This is a genomic window from Curtobacterium sp. AB7, assembly GCF_044909335.1.
GTDB lineage: Bacteria > Actinomycetota > Actinomycetes > Actinomycetales > Microbacteriaceae > Curtobacterium.
The window spans coordinates 230,689-249,793 of sequence record NZ_JBIYED010000004.1; the positions used below are offsets into that span (position 1 = coordinate 230,689).

Annotated in this window: 16 protein-coding genes; 14 read left to right on the forward strand and 2 right to left on the reverse strand. The window is 71.4% G+C overall.

The genetic code is table 11. The annotated features are described in order from the left end of the window. The first annotated feature begins 73 nt into the window (after positions 1-73). Positions 74-1,831: an FHA domain-containing protein gene (locus tag ABH929_RS11310; protein WP_404561306.1), complete on the forward strand. Its 1,758-nt coding sequence runs from the start codon at positions 74-76 to the stop codon at positions 1,829-1,831. A 70-nt stretch (positions 1,832-1,901) separates the two neighbouring features. Then, a complete protein-coding gene (locus tag ABH929_RS11315) occupies positions 1,902-2,552 on the forward strand; it encodes a hypothetical protein (RefSeq protein ID WP_404561307.1) in 651 nt (216 codons plus the stop codon). Between the two features lie 5 nt (positions 2,553-2,557). On the opposite strand, the gene ABH929_RS11320 is transcribed toward ABH929_RS11315, so the two are convergent. After that, positions 2,558-3,550, reverse strand: coding sequence for an asparaginase (locus tag ABH929_RS11320; RefSeq protein ID WP_404561308.1), 993 nt, complete (start codon positions 3,548-3,550; stop codon positions 2,558-2,560). A 58-nt stretch (positions 3,551-3,608) separates the two neighbouring features. Between ABH929_RS11320 and ABH929_RS11325 the strand changes: the two genes are divergently transcribed. The 12 genes from ABH929_RS11325 (at position 3,609) to rbfA (ending at position 18,108) form a co-directional block, all read left to right on the forward strand. Next, positions 3,609-4,118 carry an OsmC family protein gene (locus tag ABH929_RS11325; RefSeq protein ID WP_263090589.1) on the forward strand — a complete coding sequence of 170 codons (510 nt, stop codon included), beginning with the start codon at positions 3,609-3,611 and terminating at the stop codon, positions 4,116-4,118. 6 nt (positions 4,119-4,124) lie between these two features. After that, complete coding sequence (locus ABH929_RS11330; protein ID WP_263090590.1) at positions 4,125-5,096, forward strand: FKBP-type peptidyl-prolyl cis-trans isomerase; 972 nt, start codon at positions 4,125-4,127, stop codon at positions 5,094-5,096. Positions 5,097-5,098: 2 nt separating this feature from the next. Beyond that, positions 5,099-6,181: a 1-deoxy-D-xylulose-5-phosphate reductoisomerase gene (dxr, locus tag ABH929_RS11335; protein ID WP_263090591.1), complete on the forward strand. Its 1,083-nt coding sequence runs from the start codon at positions 5,099-5,101 to the stop codon at positions 6,179-6,181. A 174-nt stretch (positions 6,182-6,355) separates the two neighbouring features. Next, entirely contained in the window at positions 6,356-7,690 is a 1,335-nt protein-coding gene (locus ABH929_RS11340) for a M50 family metallopeptidase (RefSeq protein ID WP_404561309.1), read from the forward strand. Positions 7,691-7,714: 24 nt separating this feature from the next. Continuing rightward, complete coding sequence (locus tag ABH929_RS11345) at positions 7,715-9,187, forward strand: purine-cytosine permease family protein (protein WP_404561310.1); 1,473 nt, start codon at positions 7,715-7,717, stop codon at positions 9,185-9,187. After that, a complete protein-coding gene (locus tag ABH929_RS11350; RefSeq protein WP_404561311.1) occupies positions 9,184-9,768 on the forward strand; it encodes a cysteine hydrolase family protein in 585 nt (194 codons plus the stop codon). Before ABH929_RS11345 ends, ABH929_RS11350 begins: the two co-directional genes overlap by 4 nt. A 73-nt stretch (positions 9,769-9,841) precedes the next feature. Continuing rightward, entirely contained in the window at positions 9,842-10,975 is a 1,134-nt protein-coding gene (gene ispG, locus ABH929_RS11355; protein WP_111083888.1) for a flavodoxin-dependent (E)-4-hydroxy-3-methylbut-2-enyl-diphosphate synthase, read from the forward strand. A 330-nt stretch (positions 10,976-11,305) separates the two neighbouring features. Beyond that, positions 11,306-13,057 carry a proline--tRNA ligase gene (locus ABH929_RS11360; RefSeq protein WP_404561312.1) on the forward strand — a complete coding sequence of 584 codons (1,752 nt, stop codon included), beginning with the start codon at positions 11,306-11,308 and terminating at the stop codon, positions 13,055-13,057. 175 nt (positions 13,058-13,232) lie between these two features. Next, on the forward strand, positions 13,233-14,228 hold the full coding sequence (gene nusA, locus ABH929_RS11365; protein WP_111083890.1) for a transcription termination factor NusA: 996 nt from the start codon (positions 13,233-13,235) through the stop codon (positions 14,226-14,228). 66 nt (positions 14,229-14,294) lie between these two features. After that, the gene (locus ABH929_RS11370; RefSeq protein ID WP_205462514.1) at positions 14,295-14,606 is read left to right on the forward strand and encodes a YlxR family protein; all 312 of its coding nucleotides are present in this window, start codon (positions 14,295-14,297) and stop codon (positions 14,604-14,606) included. 73 nt (positions 14,607-14,679) lie between these two features. Continuing rightward, the gene (gene infB / locus ABH929_RS11375; RefSeq protein ID WP_404561314.1) at positions 14,680-17,532 is read left to right on the forward strand and encodes a translation initiation factor IF-2; all 2,853 of its coding nucleotides are present in this window, start codon (positions 14,680-14,682) and stop codon (positions 17,530-17,532) included. Positions 17,533-17,643: 111 nt separating this feature from the next. Then, positions 17,644-18,108 carry a 30S ribosome-binding factor RbfA gene (gene rbfA, locus ABH929_RS11380; protein ID WP_205462513.1) on the forward strand — a complete coding sequence of 155 codons (465 nt, stop codon included), beginning with the start codon at positions 17,644-17,646 and terminating at the stop codon, positions 18,106-18,108. Between the two features lie 72 nt (positions 18,109-18,180). Here the strand turns inward: rbfA and ABH929_RS11385 are convergent, their stop codons facing one another. After that, entirely contained in the window at positions 18,181-19,101 is a 921-nt protein-coding gene (locus tag ABH929_RS11385; RefSeq protein ID WP_404561315.1) for an A/G-specific adenine glycosylase, read from the reverse strand. Positions 19,102-19,105: the final 4 nt, after the last annotated feature.

Genomic DNA, 19,105 nt, shown 5'->3' on the forward strand with positions numbered 1-19,105 from the left:
GCAGGCGCCGCCGCCGCCCCTGCAGCAGCCCGATTCCCACGGCCGTCGCTCCGATCCCGCGGCCGATGCATGGTTGCCCGAGTCGACCCTCGACCCAGCCACCCGTGCGTGGCTGACCGGTGCCGACCGCCGCAGCACCGAGCCACCGGCCGCGGTGCCCGTCCAACGCCCCGACGACCTCGCCCCGCGCGAGGCTCCGTCGCACGTGCACGGTGCGGGCTCCGGCCTCGGGGACTGGCCGAACGCGGCCGCGCAGCCCGGCGCAGCACCAGCCCAGGATGAACCGCCACTGGACCCGGACGCCTACCGCTCCGAGCCCGCAGACGTCCTCGCCGACGACCCCGAGCGGACCCGGTTGGCCCCCGTCGACGACCGTTCCGCGACCCCGCCGCCTGTTGACGAGGCGCCGGCACCCGTGTGGGCGCCACCGGTCGCTCCGGCCCCGCCCGCAGCGCCGGCCGGCCCGTCCTGGTGGGTCGGCCGCGGTGCCACCACCGAGGCTGCGCAGCCCGCGTCCGGAGCCGAGTCCGCTCCCGTCGTCCCGCCGGTCCCGAGTGCACCGGCCGCCGCTGAAGACACGCCCCACGACACGCTCGACGACTCCGAGGCGTCCCTGCGCGCGACGGACGACGCGCCCGTGCACGTCGAGACCGACGGCGCCCACGACACGTCGTCCACCCGCTCCGGCGAGCCCGTCCAGGAGGGTGCGCTCGACCAACCGACCGCCGCCGCGCTCGTCGTGTCGCCGCCGCAGCCGGGGGACACCGCCGTCGTCGAGCCCCTGATCGACCGCCGACCGCCTCGGCCCGCGCCGCTCGTCACGCCGGGCATGCACGCCACGACCATCTGCCACGTCTGCGGCAACCGCCTCGAGCCCGACGACATCTTCTGCGGCGAGTGCGGAGCAGTCCGTCCCGCCGTGACCGCCGCGTTCACCGGACCGGTCGTGCCGCTGCCGATGGCGCGTCCGGACTGGGCGACCGAGCACTCCGACGTGGAGTCGGCCGGAGCCGGCGGGTCGTCGTCGACCGACGTGCCGGACGACGAGATCCCGGTCGAGGCGACCGCGGACGACCAGATCACGAGCGACGAGACCGGTTCCGACCAGACTGGTTCCGACCAGACCGGGTCCGATGAGAGCGGGTCCGTCGAGGCCGTGGCCGACGAGACCGCCGCCGACGACGAGTCGGCCCTGCCGGACAGCGAGGCCTCGCGCCCGGGTGGGCGTCCTCGCGGCGCCCACGCAGCGCCGGTGACCGAGCCGTTCGAGTCGTCCGGGCCCGAGTACGCGGCACCGCACGGAGCACCGCAGGATCCCGAACCGTCCTGGGCTCCGCCGGCGCAAGCCCCACAGGCCCCGCTCGCCGCGCCGCTGCCACCGGTCCCCGGCGCGACGGCACCTGAGCTCCCGCTCCCGCCGTCGGACCGTGCTCGGGCCAGTGCGGACGCCGACGAGCTCGACGAGGACGTCGACGAGACCCGCATCGTCTCGAAGACCCCGACGCGCGCGCCGTTCCTGCTGCACTTCAGCACCGGCGAGCGGTTCGGCGTCCACGGCACCGGACTGCTCGGTCGTCTGCCCCGTCCGCAGCCGGGGGAGCGCTACGACGACCTGCTGACCGTCCACGACCCGGGCAAGTCGGTGTCGAAGACCCACCTCGAGCTCGGCCGCGACGGTGACGACCTGTGGGTGTCCGACCGGTTCTCCGGCAACGGCACCGTCGTCCGGCACATCGACGGTTCGATCCGTCGCTGCGAGCCTGGCCGTCGGTACCGCGTGGAGCGCGGTGCCCGGGTGGACATCGGCGAGCAGTTCTTCCTCGTGCAGTAGCGCTGCCGGACTTCTCCACAGATCGGTCGTCGGCGCCCCGGCGGCGCCGCCGTCCTGTTGCGATGGAGGCATGACCCTGTTCGCAGCTCGGTGCGTCCTGGTCGGGACGGCCGTCGTGCTCGTCCTCGCCGGGGTGTTCGCGCCCCTCGACGGCGCCTCCCGTGCGGTGGTGTTCGCAGCCGCCGGGTGCTGCGCGGTGCTCGACGTCCTGCTGCACCGGTCCGGCGCAGGCGGGCCCCGCGAACCGGAGTCGCTGTCCGGTGACGACGCCGCAGCGCCGATCGAGCCCCTCGGTCCGAGCGCACCCGGACGGCTCCTGCTCGGCCACGGCCCGGACGGTGTCCCGTGGGAGACCGACGTGGCCGGTCACGTCGTGGTCGTCGGCACCGGGGCACTCGCCGCCGCGGTGTTCCGGGCGATCGCCGAACAGCTCCGCGCCACCGCCGACCCGTGGGACGACCTCCGCCCAGCCGGCAGGATCGGAACCCTCGCTGGCGACGGTCCAGCGCTGCCCGACGGCACGGCGGTGCTCGCTCGCCTCGACCGCTCCGGACGTCCGAAGGGCACGGTCGTGCTCGTCCCGGGTCTCGGCACGATGCCACGGCTGTGGGACGCAGCGGTCGAGGTCACCCGCTACGGCTGCACCGTGCGTCGCCCACCCGACCGACGCGGTGTCACGGTCAGACCGGTGCTCCCGGTGCTCCCTGAACTCGTCGGGTGACGGACTCAGCGCAAGCCGGAGCCGACCCGGACCACGCCGACCGGCACGCCACCGCCGAGCACCTGCTCACCCGTCGCCGTCAGGACATCGGCCACGCCGTCGGCACCCACCAGCCCGTTCCGCTGCAGCAGGGTGAGCGCTGCGAGGGTGCCTGCACGCTGCGACCCGTCCAGCACCTTCACCGCGACCGCGGCCCCACCGGGCAGCCCCATCACCATGACGCCCTCGGCACCGAGCTTCGCCAGGACCTGCAGCCGCTCGATCGTGACGGTGTTGGCCCGCCCGACTCCGTCGATCGCCCACGGGTGCGCCAGGACTGCGTCGGTCAGCGCCGCGGCGTCGTCGTCCGCCCGAGCGACGACGCCGGCGAACCCGCGTGCCAGTCCGGACAGCGTGAGCGGGAACACGGGGGCACCGCAGCCGTCGGTGCCGACCAGGTCGACCGTCTCGTTCGTGTACTCCTCGACCACCGAGCGGACGCGCTGCTGCATCGGGTGCTCGATGTCCAGGTACGTCGCTTCGTCCCACCCGTTGACGCGGCAGGCGGCGAGCATGCCGGCGTGCTTGCCCGAGCAGTTCATCGCCAGGCGCCGGGGGCCGTCCATCGTCCGTCCGGTCGCGCGGTCGAAGGGCATGTCCGGCGGGCACCCGAGGTCGGCTTCGACGTGGTCGAACGACTCGAGCATGTGCAGCGCGAGTGCCTGGTGCGCGGCGGTACCGGCGTGGCTCGCGGTGGTGAGGACGAGTTCCTCGTCGGAGAACAGTGCACCGGCTCGGCGGACGGCCAGGGCCTGGAACGGCTTCATCGTCGAGCGCGGGTAGATGCTGGCGGCGACGTCGCCGACCGAGTCGACCACGGCACCCGCGGAGTCGACCACGACCCCGGCGCCGACGTGCCGGCTCTCGTCGAACCCCGACCGGTCGAGGACCGCGAGTTCGACCGACCCGTCGGCGGTGAGAGGATGGCGATCAGTGCGGACTTCGTGGCTCACCGTCATGCCGCCATGCTAGCCAGGGCGGACGACCGCCAGTGACGCCGACGAAGGGGCAGCACCCGTGCAGGACCACACCTACGAGGTCTCCGTCAGCTGGACGGGAGACCGCGGCACCGGTACCTCCGGCTACCGCGACTACGGGCGCGAGCACGTGGTCTCGGCGGTCGGCAAGCCCGACGTGGCCGGCTCGGCCGACCCCACGTTCCGCGGTGACCGCGACCGCTGGAACCCGGAGGAACTCGTCGTCGCCGCGCTGGCCCAGTGCCACATGCTCAGCTACCTGCACGTCGCGGTGACCCAGGGCTTCACCGTCGTCGACTACCGCGACACGGCCACGGCGTCGCTGAACCTGAACCGCGACGGCTCGGGCGAGCTCACCGGGGCGACGCTGCACCCGGTCGTGACGATCCTCGAGGCGGACCGGGTCGCCGACGCCGAGGCCGCCCACGCCACGGCCAACCAGCTCTGCTTCATCGCCCGGTCGGTGTCGTTCCCGGTGCGCCACGAGGCCGAGACCGTCGTCCGTGCTGCGACATTGGCAGGGGACTCTTCAGCGGGTGGGGCAGACTAGGTTCCCGTGAAGCGTCTGCGCCTGCTCCCGATCGCCCTCGTCCCCGCCGTCGTGCTGGGACTCGCCGCATGCTCCGGTTCCGGCTCGGACGGGTCCACGGCCTCGCCGACCCCGACCGCCAGCGCGACCGCCTCGGCGATCACGTCCTGCCCGGACCCCGGCAAGTCCTCCGACACGATCCGCGCGACCGGCTCGTTCGGCGGCACGAAGGCCCCGACGGTCAAGTTCGAGGCCGGTCTGTCGGCGAAGACGCCGCAGGCCACGAAGCTCGTCTCGGGCAAGGGCGCGTCGCTCGACGAGGGCGACTACGCCCAGGTGTCCTACACGGTCTACGAGGCCAAGGACGCCAAGAAGCTCGGCACCGTCGGCTTCGACGAGGGCAACCCGCAGGTGCTGTCCGTCGGCGGCTCGGGCTTCGGAGCCCTGCTCGCCTGCTCGAAGGTCGGCGACCGTGTGGCCGCCGTGGGCCAGTCGTCGGCTCTCGGTTTCAACACCGGCGGCGAGATCGTCGTCGTCGCCGACGTCGTCGCACAGACCCCCACCAAGGCCAACGGCACCCCGAAGGACCAGGACCCGGCGCTCCCGACGGTCACGGACAAGTCGAGCGGCGAGCCGGAGATCACGATCCCCGACGGCGTGAAGGCCCCGACGAAGACGACGGTCGAGGTCCTCAAGCAGGGCAACGGCGCCGCGATCGCCGACGGCGACACCGCCCTCGTGCAGTACAAGGGCGTCGTCTACAGCACCGGCAAGGAGTTCGACTCCTCGTGGTCGAAGGGCGCCCCGACGACCTTCACGGTCTCCGAGAGCGCACTCATCAAGGGCTTCGTCACCGGGCTCGTCGGCCAGAAGGTCGGCTCGCAGGTGCTGATCGTCGCCACGCCGGAGGACGCCTACGGCGCGAACCCGCAGGAGGGCTCGGGCATCCCGAAGAACGCCACGCTCGTCTTCGTGGTCGACATCCTCGCGAAGGGCTGACCGTGGCCCGGCGTCGCATCGTCGTCCTCGGCAGCACCGGCTCGATCGGCACGCAGGCGCTCGACGTCGTCGCCCGCAACCCGGACCGGTTCGAGGTCGTCGGTCTGACCGCCGGCAGCAACCGTGACCTCGTCGCCGAACAGGCCGCCCGGTTCGGCGTGCGCGACACGGCGTTCGGGGCGCAAGACTCCGAGCGGCTCGTCCGCAGCGTCGAGGCCGACGTCGTCCTGAACGGCATCACGGGGTCGGTCGGCCTCGGGCCGACGCTCGCGGTGCTCGAGACCGGCGCCACCCTCGCGCTCGCCAACAAGGAGAGCCTCATCGTGGGCGGCTCCCTGGTGCAGCAGGCTGCGGCGCCGGGCCAGATCGTCCCGGTGGACAGCGAGCACTCGGCGATCGCGCAGGCGCTCCGCTCCGGTGCCGACACCGAGGTGCAGCGGCTCGTCCTGACGGCGAGCGGCGGTCCGTTCCGCGGCCGCACCCGCGAGCAGCTCCGCGACGTCACCCCGGCGCAGGCGCTGGCGCACCCCACGTGGGACATGGGACTCGTCGTCACGACGAACTCCGCCACGCTCGTCAACAAGGGGCTCGAGGTCATCGAGGCGCACCTGCTCTTCGGAGTGCCGTACGACCGCATCGACGTCACGGTGCACGCGCAGTCGATCGTGCACTCGATGGTCGAGTTCGTCGACGGCTCCACCATCGCGCAGGCCTCGCCGCCGGACATGCGCCTGCCGATCGCGCTCGGCCTGGCCTGGCCGGACCGGGTGCCCGGCGTCGGCGTGCCGCTCGACTGGACCACGGCGAGCACCTGGACCTTCGAGCCGCTCGACGCCGACGCGTTCGGTGCCGTCGCGCTCGCGAAGCGCGTCGGCGAACTCGGCGGGACCTACCCGGCCGTCTTCAACGCGGCGAACGAGCAGGCCGTTGCCGCGTTCCACGCGGGCGCCATCGGGTTCCTGGACATCGTCGACACGGTCGAGCGCGTCGTCGACGAGCACGTGGCGGGGGAGCGGTCACTCGACGGCGTGCTGGCGGCGGAGCACTGGGCCCGCGCCGCGGCGGACCGCGCGCTGACCCGCTGACGCGATCCGCGCCTCCCGTCGGTCGCGTGGTCACCACGTGACGGACTGGGCCCACACCGCCGGTTCCGGCGCGACGCGCCAGCGGCGGGACGGCCGTGCCGGTGGGGAGAGGCCCGTCCCACCTCTCAGACGGCGCTCGGCTCCGTCATGGCGAGCGTCCCGTACCCTTTCCCGGTGACCGTCGAATCCGTCCTGCTCTTCGTCCTCGGCGTGGTCGTCTTCATCATCGGCCTGCTGGTCTCGATCGGACTCCACGAGCTGGGGCACCTGTCCTTCGCGAAGCTGTTCAACGTCAAGGTGACGCAGTACTCGCTCGGGTTCGGCAAGGCCATGTGGTCGTTCAAGCGGGGTGAGACCGAGTACGGCATCCGACCGATCCTGCTCGGCGGCTACATCTCGATGGTCGGCATGCTCAAGCCGCGCGTTTCCGGCCGCCCGAGTGCGATCACGAACACCGGCATGTACGGCGCGTTCGTGCAGGACGCCCGCCAGGCCAGCGCCGAGCAGATCGCGGACTCCGGCGGCGACGACTCCCGCGCCTTCTACCGACTGACCCCGTGGAAGCGCATCATCGTGATGGTCGCTGGCCCCGCGATGAACCTGGTGATCGGGATCGTGCTGTTCGGCGTGCTGCTGTGCGGCTTCGGGTCGCCCACCACGACGTTCACGTCGAGCGTCGACTGCGTCCTGCCGACCAGCCAGACGACCGAGTGCACCTCGGGCGATGCGGAGTCGCCGGCGAAGCAGGCCGGCATCGCGTCCGGCGACGTCGTGCTCTCGGTCAACGGTGAGCAGGACCCGACCATCGCCCGTGTCTCCGAGGTCTTCCAGGAGTCGGCCGGCGAGCAGGTGACCGTCGTCGTCGAGCGTGACGGTGCCCGGAAGACGCTCGAGATCACCCCGACGACCGCCACCCGCGACGTCTACGACGCCGAGGGCAAGGTCGTCACGAACGACGACGGCACGACGAAGACCCAGCGGGTCGGTGTGGTCGGCGTCAGCATCGGGCAGTCGCTCGTGCGGCAGTCGCCGGCCGAGGTGCTGCCCGCGACGGGTGCGCAGATCGCCGCGTCGGCGCACCTCATCATCGACCTGCCGCAGCGACTGGTCGCCGTCTGGAACGCGGCGTTCGGCGCGCAGGAGCGGTCGCAGGACAGCCCCGTGTCGGTCGTCGGTGTCGGCCGAGCGATCGGTGAGGTCTCGTCGATGAGCGGCGTGCCGGTGGTCGACAAGGCGTACACGATCCTCGGGCTGCTGGCCTCGTTGAACATCGGCCTGTTCGTGCTGAACATGGTGCCGCTGCTGCCGCTCGACGGCGGGCACATCGCCGGCGCCCTCTGGGAGGCGATCAAGCGACGGTCCTTCACGCTCGTCGGCAAGGCGGACCCGGGCCCCATCGACCTGGCGAAGACGATGCCGCTCACGATGGTCGTCGTGGTGCTGCTGGCGGGGATGAGCGCGCTGCTGATCTACGCCGACATCGTGCGGCCCGTGAACCTGTTCGGGTAGTCGCTGCGGCGCTACGCTCAGCGGATGAGCACAGCGCCCACGAACTCCGGGCCCACCACCGCCGCGCCCGAGGTCCGCACCGTCGAACGGCAGGGCCTCGACGTCATCGCCGAGTCCGACCGCAAGGGCACCCCGCGGGGACTGTTCTGGCCGTGGTTCGCGGCGAACGTCTCCGTCCTCGGCATCGCCTACGGATCGTTCGTCGTCGGGTTCGGGATCTCCTTCTGGCAGGCGACCGTCGTCTCGGTCGTCGGGGTGGTGTTCTCGTTCCTGCTGTGCGGCATCGTCGCGATCGCCGGCAAGCGGGGGTCGGCGCCGACGATGGTGCTGAGCCGCGCGGCCTTCGGGGTCCGCGGCAACCGGGTGCCCTCGTTCCTCAGCTGGATCCTCACCGTCGGGTGGGAGACCGCCCTCGCCGCGCTGGCGGTCCTCGCGACCTCGACGGTCTTCACCGAGCTCGGCTGGGACGGCGGGGTTCTGACGAAGGTCGTCGCCCTCGTCGTGGTCGCCGCGCTCGTGGTCGGTGCCGGCGTCGCGGGCTTCGACGTGATCATGCGCCTGCAGACCTGGATCACGGTGATCACCGCGGTCCTGACGGTCGTCTACGTGGTGCTCGCGGTGCCGTCCATCGACTTCGGCGCGATCGCCGCGCTGCCGACGGGCAGCAGCCAGCAGTTCATCGGTGCACTCGTCCTGGTGATGACCGGGTTCGGCCTCGGCTGGGTGAACGCCGCTGCCGACTACTCGCGCTACCTGCCGCGGTCGTCGTCCACCGGGGGAGTCGTCGGGTGGACGACCTTCGGCGGGGCGCTCGCACCGGCTGTCCTCGTGGTCTTCGGTGTCCTGCTCGCCGGTTCGTCGCCGGACCTGAACGCCGCGATCGGTGCCGACCCGATCGGGGCCCTCACGTCGATCCTGCCGGTGTGGTTCCTCATCCCGTTCGCCCTCGTGGCGATCCTCGGGCTGGTGGGCGGTGCTGTCCTCGACATCTACTCGTCGGGCCTGGCGCTGCTGAGCGTCGGCGTGAAGATCCCGCGGCCGGTCGCCGCCGGGGTCGACGGCGTGTTCATGGTGGCGGGTGCGATCTACATCGCCTTCTTCGCAACGGACTTCGTCGGCCCGTTCCAGGCCTTCCTGATCACCCTCGGCGTGCCGATCGCCGCGTGGGCCGGCATCTTCGTCGCCGACGTCCTGCTCCGGCGCACTGCCTACGCCGAAGGCGAGCTCGACGACCGTCGCGGCCGCTACGGCGACGTCCGGTGGGGCGCGATCGCCCTGGTCGCGGTCGGCACGGCGCTCGGGTGGGGGCTCGTCACGCTGGCGTCGCCGGCGTGGCTGTCGTGGCAGGGCTACCTGCTCGGGCCGTTCGGCCTCGGCGGACGCGACGGCGCCTGGGCCTACGCGAACCTCGGCGTGCTGGTCGCGCTCGTCGTCGGGTTCCTCGGCACCCTGTTGTTCGCCCGGGGCTCCGTCCGGCTCCAGGAAGCACAGCGGTGAGCGGAGCGGTGAGCACGTCGGGGAGCACGAGCGTCCCCGACGACGCCTGGCTCGTCGTCATCGACATGCAGCAGGTCTTCACGGGGGAGTCCCCCTGGGCCGCGCCGCGGTACGACCACGCCGGGGTCGGCATCGAGCGCCTGCTGCCCCGGTTCACCGGACGCACGGTGTTCACCCGGTTCGTCGCGCCCGAGCGCCCGCAGGGCGCCTGGGTGCCGTACTACCGCGAGTGGCCCTTCGCCCTCGTGCCGGACGCCGACCCGCTGTACGCGTTGACCGAGCCCTTCGCGAGTGCGGCAGGGGACCGGAACGACCCCGTCGTGACCGAGCCGACGTTCGGCAAGTGGGGGACGGGCCTCCAGACCGTCGTCGGCGACCACCCGCACCTGGTGCTCACGGGCGTGTCGACCGACTGCTGCGTCTTGTCGACCGCCCTGGCGGCGGCGGACGCCGGAGCGACCGTGACGGTCGTCGCGGACGCCTGCGCCGGGGCGAGCGACGCGGACCACGAGCGCGCGCTCGACGCGATGCGGCTGTACGCGCCGCTCATCACCGTGGTGGACAGCGCCGCGCGGCTCTGAACGTCCGGTGTGACCGGGCCGGACGGTCGGGGCGAGCGCGTAGAGTGCTCACGTGCCCGCTGTGAACCTCGGTATGCCCAAGTCGCCCGAAACCCTCGCCCCCCGACGCAAGTCGCGCCAGATCCGGGTCGGCAAGGTGCTCGTGGGTGGCGACGCTCCGGTGTCCGTCCAGTCGATGACCACGACGCCGACGACGAACATCAACGCGACGCTGCAGCAGATCGCCGAGCTCACGGCCTCGGGCTGCGACATCGTCCGGGTCGCCGTGCCGACGCAGGAAGACGCCGACGCGCTGCCGATCATCGCGAAGAAGTCGCAGATCCCGGTCATCGCCGACATCCACTTCCAGCCCAAGTACGTGTTCCAGGCGATCGACGCCGGCTGTGCCGCGGTCCGCGTGAACCCGGGCAACATCCGCAAGTTCGACGACCAGGTCGGTGCGATCGCCGCCGCGGCGAAGGCTGCAGGCGTGTCGCTCCGCATCGGCGTCAACGCCGGGTCACTCGAACCGAGCCTGCTGCAGAAGTACGGCAAGGCCACGCCCGAGGCGCTCGTCGAGTCCGCCGTGTGGGAAGCCAGCCTGTTCGAGGAGCACGACTTCCACGACTTCAAGATCTCGGTCAAGCACAACGACCCGATCGTCATGGTCAAGGCCTACCGCCAGCTCGCCGCCGCCGGCGACTGGCCGTTGCACCTCGGTGTGACCGAGGCCGGCCCCGAGTTCCAGGGCACCATCAAGAGCGCCACCGCGTTCGGCATCCTGCTGGCCGAGGGCATCGGTGACACCATCCGCGTGTCCCTGTCCGCGCCGCCCGCGCAAGAGGTGAAGGTCGGCTTGCAGATCCTGCAGTCGCTCAACCTGCGCGAGCGCAAGCTCGAGATCGTCTCGTGCCCGAGCTGCGGCCGGGCCCAGGTCGACGTCTACCAGCTGGCGAACGACGTCACCAAGGGGCTCGAGGGCATGTCCGTCCCCCTGCGCGTCGCCGTCATGGGCTGCGTCGTGAACGGCCCGGGCGAGGCACGCGAGGCCGACCTCGGCGTGGCGTCGGGCAACGGCAAGGGCCAGATCTTCGTCAAGGGCAAGGTCGTCAAGACGGTTCCGGAGCACGAGATCGTGCAGACCCTCATCGCCGAGGCGAACCGCATCGCCGACGAGATGGGGCCGGAGGCCGCGCTCGGCAGCCCCGAGGTCATCACCACCCCGTAGCTCGCGCTCCGGCACGGTGCGGATTCCGCCACCATGTGCCGGGTTGACGGCTCGGTGCGGGGTCAGCGGGCCGCACCGATCGGTGAAGCTCGCACGGTGCGCGTCCGGCCGCGACGAGCGTCGCGAGCGGCCCGGACGGGAGGCCCGTGGCGGCCTGGCACCGGGCGTCCCGTTCGCACCGTGCGGACTTCGCGAACCCGTGACGGGACAGCAGTCCGGTGCGCGCTTGTGACACCGCACGATGCGGCTTGCGCCGCACCGTGCGGCGATTCTCGCACGGTGCGCCCTCTCCCGTGCCGCGCCGTCGGCGCACGCCGCTAGGCTGGCCCCGTGGTCACACGGCTTTCGCATCTGTTCCTCCGTACGCTCCGCGACGACCCCTCCGACGCCGAGGTGACGAGCCACAAGCTGCTCGTCCGCGCCGGGTACGTCCGTCGCCAGTCCCCGGGGATCTTCGCCTGGTTGCCGCTCGGTCTCCGGGTGCGCGCCAAGATCGAGGGGATCATCCGCGACGAGATGGTCGCTGCCGGTGCGCAGGAAGTGCTCCTGCCGGCGCTGCTGCCGCGCGAGCCGTACGAAGCGACGAACCGCTGGACCGAGTACGGCGACGGCATGTTCCGCCTGCAGGACCGCAAGGGGTCCGACTACCTGCTCGCCCCCACGCACGAAGAGATGTTCGCGCTGCTGGTGAAGGACCTGTACTCGTCGTACAAGGACCTCCCCGTCACGCTGTTCCAGATCCAGGACAAGTACCGCGACGAAGCACGCCCGCGCGCGGGTCTGCTGCGCGGTCGCGAGTTCACCATGAAGGACGCGTACTCGTTCGACCTCACCGACGAGGGCCTCGAGCGCAGCTACCAGGTCATGCGCGACGCGTACGAGAAGATCTTCGCGCGCCTCGGCCTCGAGTACGTCATCGTCAAGGCGGACGCCGGTGCGATGGGCGGCTCCAAGTCGGAGGAGTTCCTGCACCCGATCGCCGTGGGCGAGGACACCTTCGTCCGCAGCGCCGACGGCTACGCGGCGAACGTCGAGGCCTACGTCACGCCCGTGCCCGCGTCCCTGCCGATCGAGGGCCAGCCCGACGCGGTGCTCCTGCCGTCGTCCGACACCCCGACGATCGACACGCTCGTCGCCCACGCCAACGAGGTCGCGCCGCGGGACGGCGCGCCGTGGACCGCGGCGGACACGCTCAAGAACGTCGTGCTCGCGCTCACCCACCTCGACGGCACCCGCGAGGTCGTGGTCGTCGGGCTCCCCGGTGACCGCGACGTCGACCTGAAGCGCGCCGAGGTGGCGTTCGCGCCGGCCGAGGTCGAAGCCGCAGGCGACGACGACTTCAAGAAGCACAAGGGCCTGGTCAAGGGCTACATCGGCCCGCAGGTCCTCGGCGCCGACAGCGCCACGGGCATCCGGTACTTCGTCGACCCGCGTGTGGTCGACGGCACCGCCTGGGTCACCGGCGCCAACGAGCGCGGCGTGCACGTCTCGGGCCTGGTCGCCGGCCGTGACTTCGTGGCCGACGGTGTCGCCGAGGTGTCCGACGTCCGCGCGGGGGACCCGTCGCCGGACGGCTCCGGTCCGCTCGAGACCGCCCGCGGCATGGAGATCGGGCACGTCTTCCAGCTCGGCCGCAAGTACGCCGAGGCCCTGGGCCTCAAGGTGCAGGACGAGAACGGCAAGCTCGCGACCGTCACGATGGGCTCGTACGGCATCGGCGTGACGCGCATCCTGGCGATCCTGGCCGAGGCACACAACGACGACAAGGGCCTGGCCTGGCCGAAGAACGTCGCGCCGTTCGACGTGCACATCGTCGCCACCGGCCGTGACCAGGTCGCCTACGACCTGGCGACGTCGATCGTGACCGAGCTCGAGGGCGAGCGGTTCGACGTGCTCTACGACGACCGTCCCAAGGTGTCGCCCGGCGTCAAGCTCCGCGACGCCGAGCTGCTCGGCATGCCGATCGTGGTCGTCGCCGGCCGCGGCGCCGCCGACGGCGTCGTCGAGCTGTGGAACCGGGCCAGCGGCGAACGCCGCGACGTGCCGGTCGCCGAGCTGCTCGACGCGGTCCGCGCGATCTAGCGGGTCGCGCCCCCGGACGCGACCACCTGCCGGACGGGAGGCCCGTGGCGACGCCGCCACGGGCCTCCCGTCCGTCTCGGCTCGGGTCCGCGAGCCGCAGTGCGGTACGCTTGTGGCCGACTTCTGCGACGGTTCCATCCGCAGGAGCGACTCATCTGAATACGGAGGCACCTCGGTGAAGATCGATCTCGCAGTCCTGCGACTCATGGAGCGCGAGCGGGAGATCCCGTTCGACGAACTGGTCCAGATCATCGAATCTGCCATCCTGACCGCCTACCAGAAGCACGCCGAAGAGAACGGCGAGCCCGCCCACGCGCAGTCGCGTGTCGAGCTCGACCGCAAGTCCGGCGAGGTCAGTGTCTACGTCCCCGAGCTCGACGACGAGGGCACCGTCATCGGTGAAGCCGTCGACCAGCCGAGCGACTTCGGTCGCATCGCGGCCTTCGCGGCGAAGCAGGTCATCAACCAGCGCCTGCGCGACATCGGTGACGACAAGATCCTCGGCGAGTTCCGCGGCAAGGAGGGCGACATCGTCGCCGGTGTGGTCCAGCAGGGCCCGAACCCGCGCATGGTGATGGTCGACCTCGGCACGGTCGAGGCGATCCTGCCGCCCGAAGAGCAGGTGCCGGGCGAGTCCTACGCCCACGGTTCACGCATCCGTGTGTACGTGACGAGCGTCGCCCGCGGCAACAAGGGCCCGCAGATCACCGTGTCGCGCACGCACCCGGGCCTGGTCCGGAAGCTCTTCGCCCTCGAGGTGCCGGAGATCGCCTCGGGCGTCGTGGAGATCACGTCGCTCGCGCGCGAAGCCGGCCACCGCACGAAGATCGCGGTCAAGGCGAACGAGCCCGGCGTCAACGCGAAGGGTGCCTGCATCGGCGAGCTCGGTGCGCGCGTGCGTGCCGTCACCAACGAGCTGGGCGCCGAGAAGGTCGACATCGTGGACTGGTCCCCGGACCTGTCGGCGTTCGTCGCGAGCGCCCTGTCGCCGGCCAAGGTGACCAGCGCCTTCGTGCTCGACGCGTCGACCAAGGCCGTCCGCGCACTCGTGCCGGACTACCAGCTGTCGCTCGCGATCGGCAAGGAGGGGCAGAACGCCCGCCTGGCCGCCAAGCTCACCGGGGCCCGGATCGACATCCAGCCGGACTCCATCCTGGACGGCGACGACTAGGCGATTTCGCCGCCGGCGTGCCCAGAAGGGCGCGCCGGATCGCGGACGTCCGAGGCAAGGAGTAGAGTGGTTCCCGTCAGAACGTGCATCGGCAGTCGTCGTCGCGCTTCCCGATCCTCACTCCTCCGAGTCGTCGCCCTGGGCGATGGCCGCGTCGTGGCGGATCCGAAGGCAGTCATGCCGGGCCGGGGAGCATGGCTCACACCGACCGTCGATGCCTACGATCTGGCCGTCAAGCGCAGGGCTTTCCGCCGTGCGCTCCGGTTGGATCGCGATCCCGACACGTCCGCGGTGCTCGACCACATCGTCGGCCTCTCACGAGCGTCGACCGAGCGCCCGGACATGACAGAACAGGCTGAACGGCTTATGGACAACTGATGAGCGGCTCGAAATGAGACCCGTCATCCATTGAGTCCTGCCCTTTACGGGGTGGGACCCGTGAAGGAGAACAGTGGCTAAACCACGCGTACACGAGATCGCAAGCGAACTCGGCGTCGACAGCAAGACCGCACTCGAGAAGCTCAAGGAGCTCGGAGAGTTCGTCCGGGGTGCCAGCTCGAGCATCGAGCCCCCCGTTGCCCGGAAGCTCCGTGCCGCCCTGCAGGCGGACGGTGTCCCGGCATCCAAGCCCGCAGCCTCGGCCCCCGCGCCGAGCACGCCGGCGAAGAGCAGCACGCCCGCTTCTGGCGCGCCGAAGCCCGGCGGCCCGCGCCCCGGCCCGGTTCGTCCGGCACCCGCACCGGAGCCCGAGGTCCAGGCAGCTCCTGCTGCCGAGGACGTCCCGACCCCGGCAGCACCGAAGTCCGTCGCCCAGCGACAGGCCGAGGCCGAGGCCGCACAGAAGGCCCGTGCCGAGAAGGCCGCCGCCGAGCAGCAGGCTGCCACGCAGCCGGCCGACTCCGCCGGTGACGAGCCGAAGACCGACGCGGTGAAGCCCGGCTCCAGCGCCAAGCCCGCCGCTGCCGGCCCGAAGCCCGGTGGCCCGAAGCCCGGCGCACGTCCGGGCAACAACCCCTACGCGTCGAACCAGGGCATGGGCTCGCGCCCGCCGCGCCCCGGCAACAACCCCTTCGCGTCGAACCAGGGCATGGGCCAGCGCCCCGCCGCTGGTGCCGGTGGAGCGGGCATCCCGCGTCCGCAGCCCCCGCGTCCCGGTGTCCCGCGTCCGGGTGCACCGCGTCCGGGTGGACCCGGTCAGGCGAACCGTCCCAACGGCTTCGGGCAGCGCCCCGGCCAGGGTGGCGGTCGTGGCGGCCCCGGTGGCGCCCGTCCGGGCGCTGGCGGCGGTGCCGGTGGCGGCTTCCCGCGTCCGGCCTTCAGCGGCCCGCGTCCCGCCGGTGGCGGTGGCCGTGGTCGTGGCCCCGGTGGTGGTACCGCCGGTGCGTTCGGTCGCGGTGGCGGCAAGAGCCGTGCCCGCAAGTCGAAGCGGACGAAGCGCGCCGAGTACGAGATGCGTCAGGCCCCGTCGCTCGGCGGTGTGCAGGTCCCTCGTGGCGACGGCAACACGGTCGTCCGACTCCGTCGCGGTGCGAGCATCTCGGACTTCGCGGACAAGATCGACGCCATGCCCGGCAACCTGGTCACGGTGCTGTTCCACCTCGGTGAGATGGCGACCGCGACCGAGTCGCTGGACGAGGCCACGTTCGAGGTCCTCGGTGACGAGCTGGGCTACAAGATCCAGATCGTCTCGCCCGAGGACGAGGACAAGGAGCTCCTCGAGGGCTTCGACATCGACATCGATGCCGAGTACGCCGACGAGGACGACTCCGTCCTGCAGGTCCGTCCCCCCGTCGTGACCGTCATGGGTCACGTCGACCACGGTAAGACGCGACTGCTCGACGCGATCCGGAACTCGAAGGTCGTCGAGGGTGAAGCCGGTGGCATCACCCAGCACATCGGTGCGTACCAGATCGTCACCGAGCACGAGGGCATCGAGCGTCCGATCACGTTCATCGACACCCCGGGTCACGAGGCCTTCACGGCCATGCGTGCTCGTGGTGCGCAGGTCACCGACATCGCGATCCTCGTGGTCGCGGCGGACGACGGCATCATGCCCCAGACGATCGAGGCGCTGAACCACGCGCAGTCGGCCAACGTGCCGATCGTGGTCGCGGTGAACAAGATCGACAAGGAAGGCGCCAACCCGGCCAAGGTCCGCCAGCAGCTCACCGAGTACAACCTGGTGGCGGAGGAGTACGGCGGAGACGTCATGTTCGTCGACGTCTCGGCTCGGCAGAACATCGGCATCCAGGAGCTCCTGGACGCCGTGCTGCTGACCGCTGACGCCGGGCTCGACCTGCGTGCGAACCCCGACAAGGACGCCCGCGGCGTCGCGATCGAAGCACGGCTCGACAAGGGCCGCGGTGCGGTGGCGACCGTCCTCATCCAGTCCGGAACGCTGCACGTCGGCGACGCCATCGTGGCGGGCACGGCCTACGGCCGCGTCCGTGCGATGACCGACGAGAACGGTGTCGCGGTCAAGGCCGCCACGCCGAGCCGCCCGGTCCAGGTGCAGGGCCTGTCCTCGGTGCCCCGCGCCGGTGACACGTTCCTCGTCACCGAAGAGGACCGCACGGCACGTCAGATCGCCGAGAAGCGTGAAGCCGCCGAGCGCAACGCCCAGCTGGCCAAGGCCCGCAAGCGCATCTCGCTCGAGGACTTCACCCGTGCACTCGAAGAGGGCAAGGTCGACTCGCTCAACCTCATCATCAAGGGTGACGTCTCCGGTGCCGTCGAGGCACTCGAGCAGTCGCTCCTGGACATCGAGGTCGACGACAGCGTCCAGCTCCGCATCCTCCACCGCGGTGTCGGTGCGATCACGGAGTCGGACATCGACCTCGCCACGATCGACAACGCCATCGTGGTCGGCTTCAACGTCCGTCCGGACGTCAAGGCCCGTGAGCGTGCGGCGCGCGAAGGCATCGACGTGCGCTTCTACTCGGTCATCTACAACGCACTCGACGACATCGAGCAGTCCCTCAAGGGCATGCTCAAGCCCGAGTACGAAGAGGTCCAGTCCGGTGTCGCCGAGATCCGCGAGGTCTTCAGCTCCTCGAAGTTCGGCAACATCGCGGGTGTCATCGTCCGCTCCGGCACGATCACGCGCAACGCCAAGGCGCGCGTCATCCGTGACGGTGTGGTCCTGGCCGACGGACTGGCGATCGAGTCGCTCCGCCGCTTCAAGGACGACGTCACCGAGGTCCGCACGGACTTCGAGGCCGGTATCGGCCTGGGCAAGTTCAACGATCTCCAGATCGGTGACGAGATCGAGACGACCGAGCTCGTCGAGAAGCCGCGCGACTGATCGTGTGACTACCCTGGGCCCCGGCCTCCCTTCGCGGGAGGTCGGGGCCCGACCCCTTTCCACGCAGAACCACCGGTGGGAAACGTCCCGCCACTGCCTCAGGAGGCACCCATGGCCGATCCGCAGCGCGCACGCAAGATGGCGGACCGCATCAAGGAAGTCGTCGCACGCCGTCTCGACAAGGGTCTGCGCGACCCGCGTCTCGGGTTCGTGACGATCACCGACGTCCGCGTGACCGGAGACCTGCAGCACGCATCGGTCTTCTACACCGTGTACGGCACCGACGAGGAGCGCGCCGACTCCGCCGCGGCACTCAAGGCCGCGACCGGCATGCTCCGCTCCGAGGTCGGCAAGAACATCACGGCGCGGCTCACCCCGTCGCTCGAGTTCATCGCCGACGCACTGCCGGAGACCTCGGCGCACATGGAGGACCTGCTCGTGCAGGCCCAGGTGCGCGACCAGCAGGTCCGAGCCGCGTCGGTCGGTGCGACGTTCGCCGGCGACGCCGACCCGTACAAGCACGACGAGGACGAGGACGACGAGTCCGACGACGAGCAGGACACCGCGCGGGCGTAGTCACCGCCCGTCCGAACGCCCCGCTGCGCCCCGTGCGCAGCGGGGCGTTCGTGCGTCGTGCCCAGCGGAGCGTCAGGCGTCCGGCAGGCGGTACCCGGTGGTGTCGTCGCCGACCGCCAGCCCGTCGCGCAGCAGCGACGCGAGCGCTCGGTCCCGCTGCTCGGCGTCCGGCCAGACCGGTTCGATCTCCGACCGGGCGACCGGCACGTCGCTCGCGCGCAGCTCGGCCATGATGAGCCCGCGCACCTGCCGGTCGCTGCCGGCGAACTTCGCCTGCTTCGGGGCGCGTGGCCCGTCGTGTTCGGGGTACCCGGCCGCACGCCAGGCGCAGCGGTCCGCGATCGGGCACGCGTCGCACGCGGGGGAGCGGGCGACGCAGACGAGCGCGCCGAGCTCCATCACCGCCGCGTTCGTCGCAGCGGCGGCGTCGCGGTCGGCCGGCAGCACGGACTCCATCAGCGGCAGGTCGTCCTTGGCCTTCGCCGGCCCGGGCTCGCCCTGGCCCAGGAGCGCACGCTTCAGGACCCGCCGCACGTTGACGTCGACGACGGGGTGGCGGTCGCCGTACGCGAACACCGCGACGGCCCGTGCGGTGTAGTCGCCGATCCCCGGCAGTGCGAGCAGTGCCTCGACGTCCCGTGGGACGACGTTGCCGTGCTCGGTCGCGATCACCGTGGCCGCCGCGTGCAGCGCGAGCGCGCGTCTCGGGTAGCCGAGCCGGTCCCAGGCACGCACCGCGTCCGCCGGGGGCGACGCCGCGAGGTCCGCAGGTGTCGGCCACCGGGTGAGCCACGCCTCCAGTCGGGGGATCACGCGCGCGACCTGCGTCTGCTGCAGCATGATCTCGCTGACCAAGGTGCCCCACGCGGGGAAGCCGGGACGACGCCACGGCAGGTCGCGGGCCTCCTGTCGGAACCAGGTGGTCAACGGGGTCGCGATGTCGGGGACGCCCGCGTTCTCCACATCCGGCTGGGAGGCACTGCTCGCGTTCACCACG

Coding starts and splice junctions, on each gene's coding strand:
- ABH929_RS11315 (WP_404561307.1), top strand. CDS start 1,902: ATGACCCTGTTCGCAGCTCGGTGCGTCCTGGTCGGGACGGCCGTCGTG.
- ABH929_RS11320 (WP_404561308.1), bottom strand. CDS start 3,550: ATGACGGTGAGCCACGAAGTCCGCACTGATCGCCATCCTCTCACCGCC.
- ABH929_RS11345 (WP_404561310.1), top strand. CDS start 7,715: ATGAGCACAGCGCCCACGAACTCCGGGCCCACCACCGCCGCGCCCGAG.
- ispG (WP_111083888.1), top strand. CDS start 9,842: ATGCCCAAGTCGCCCGAAACCCTCGCCCCCCGACGCAAGTCGCGCCAG.
- rbfA (WP_205462513.1), top strand. CDS start 17,644: ATGGCCGATCCGCAGCGCGCACGCAAGATGGCGGACCGCATCAAGGAA.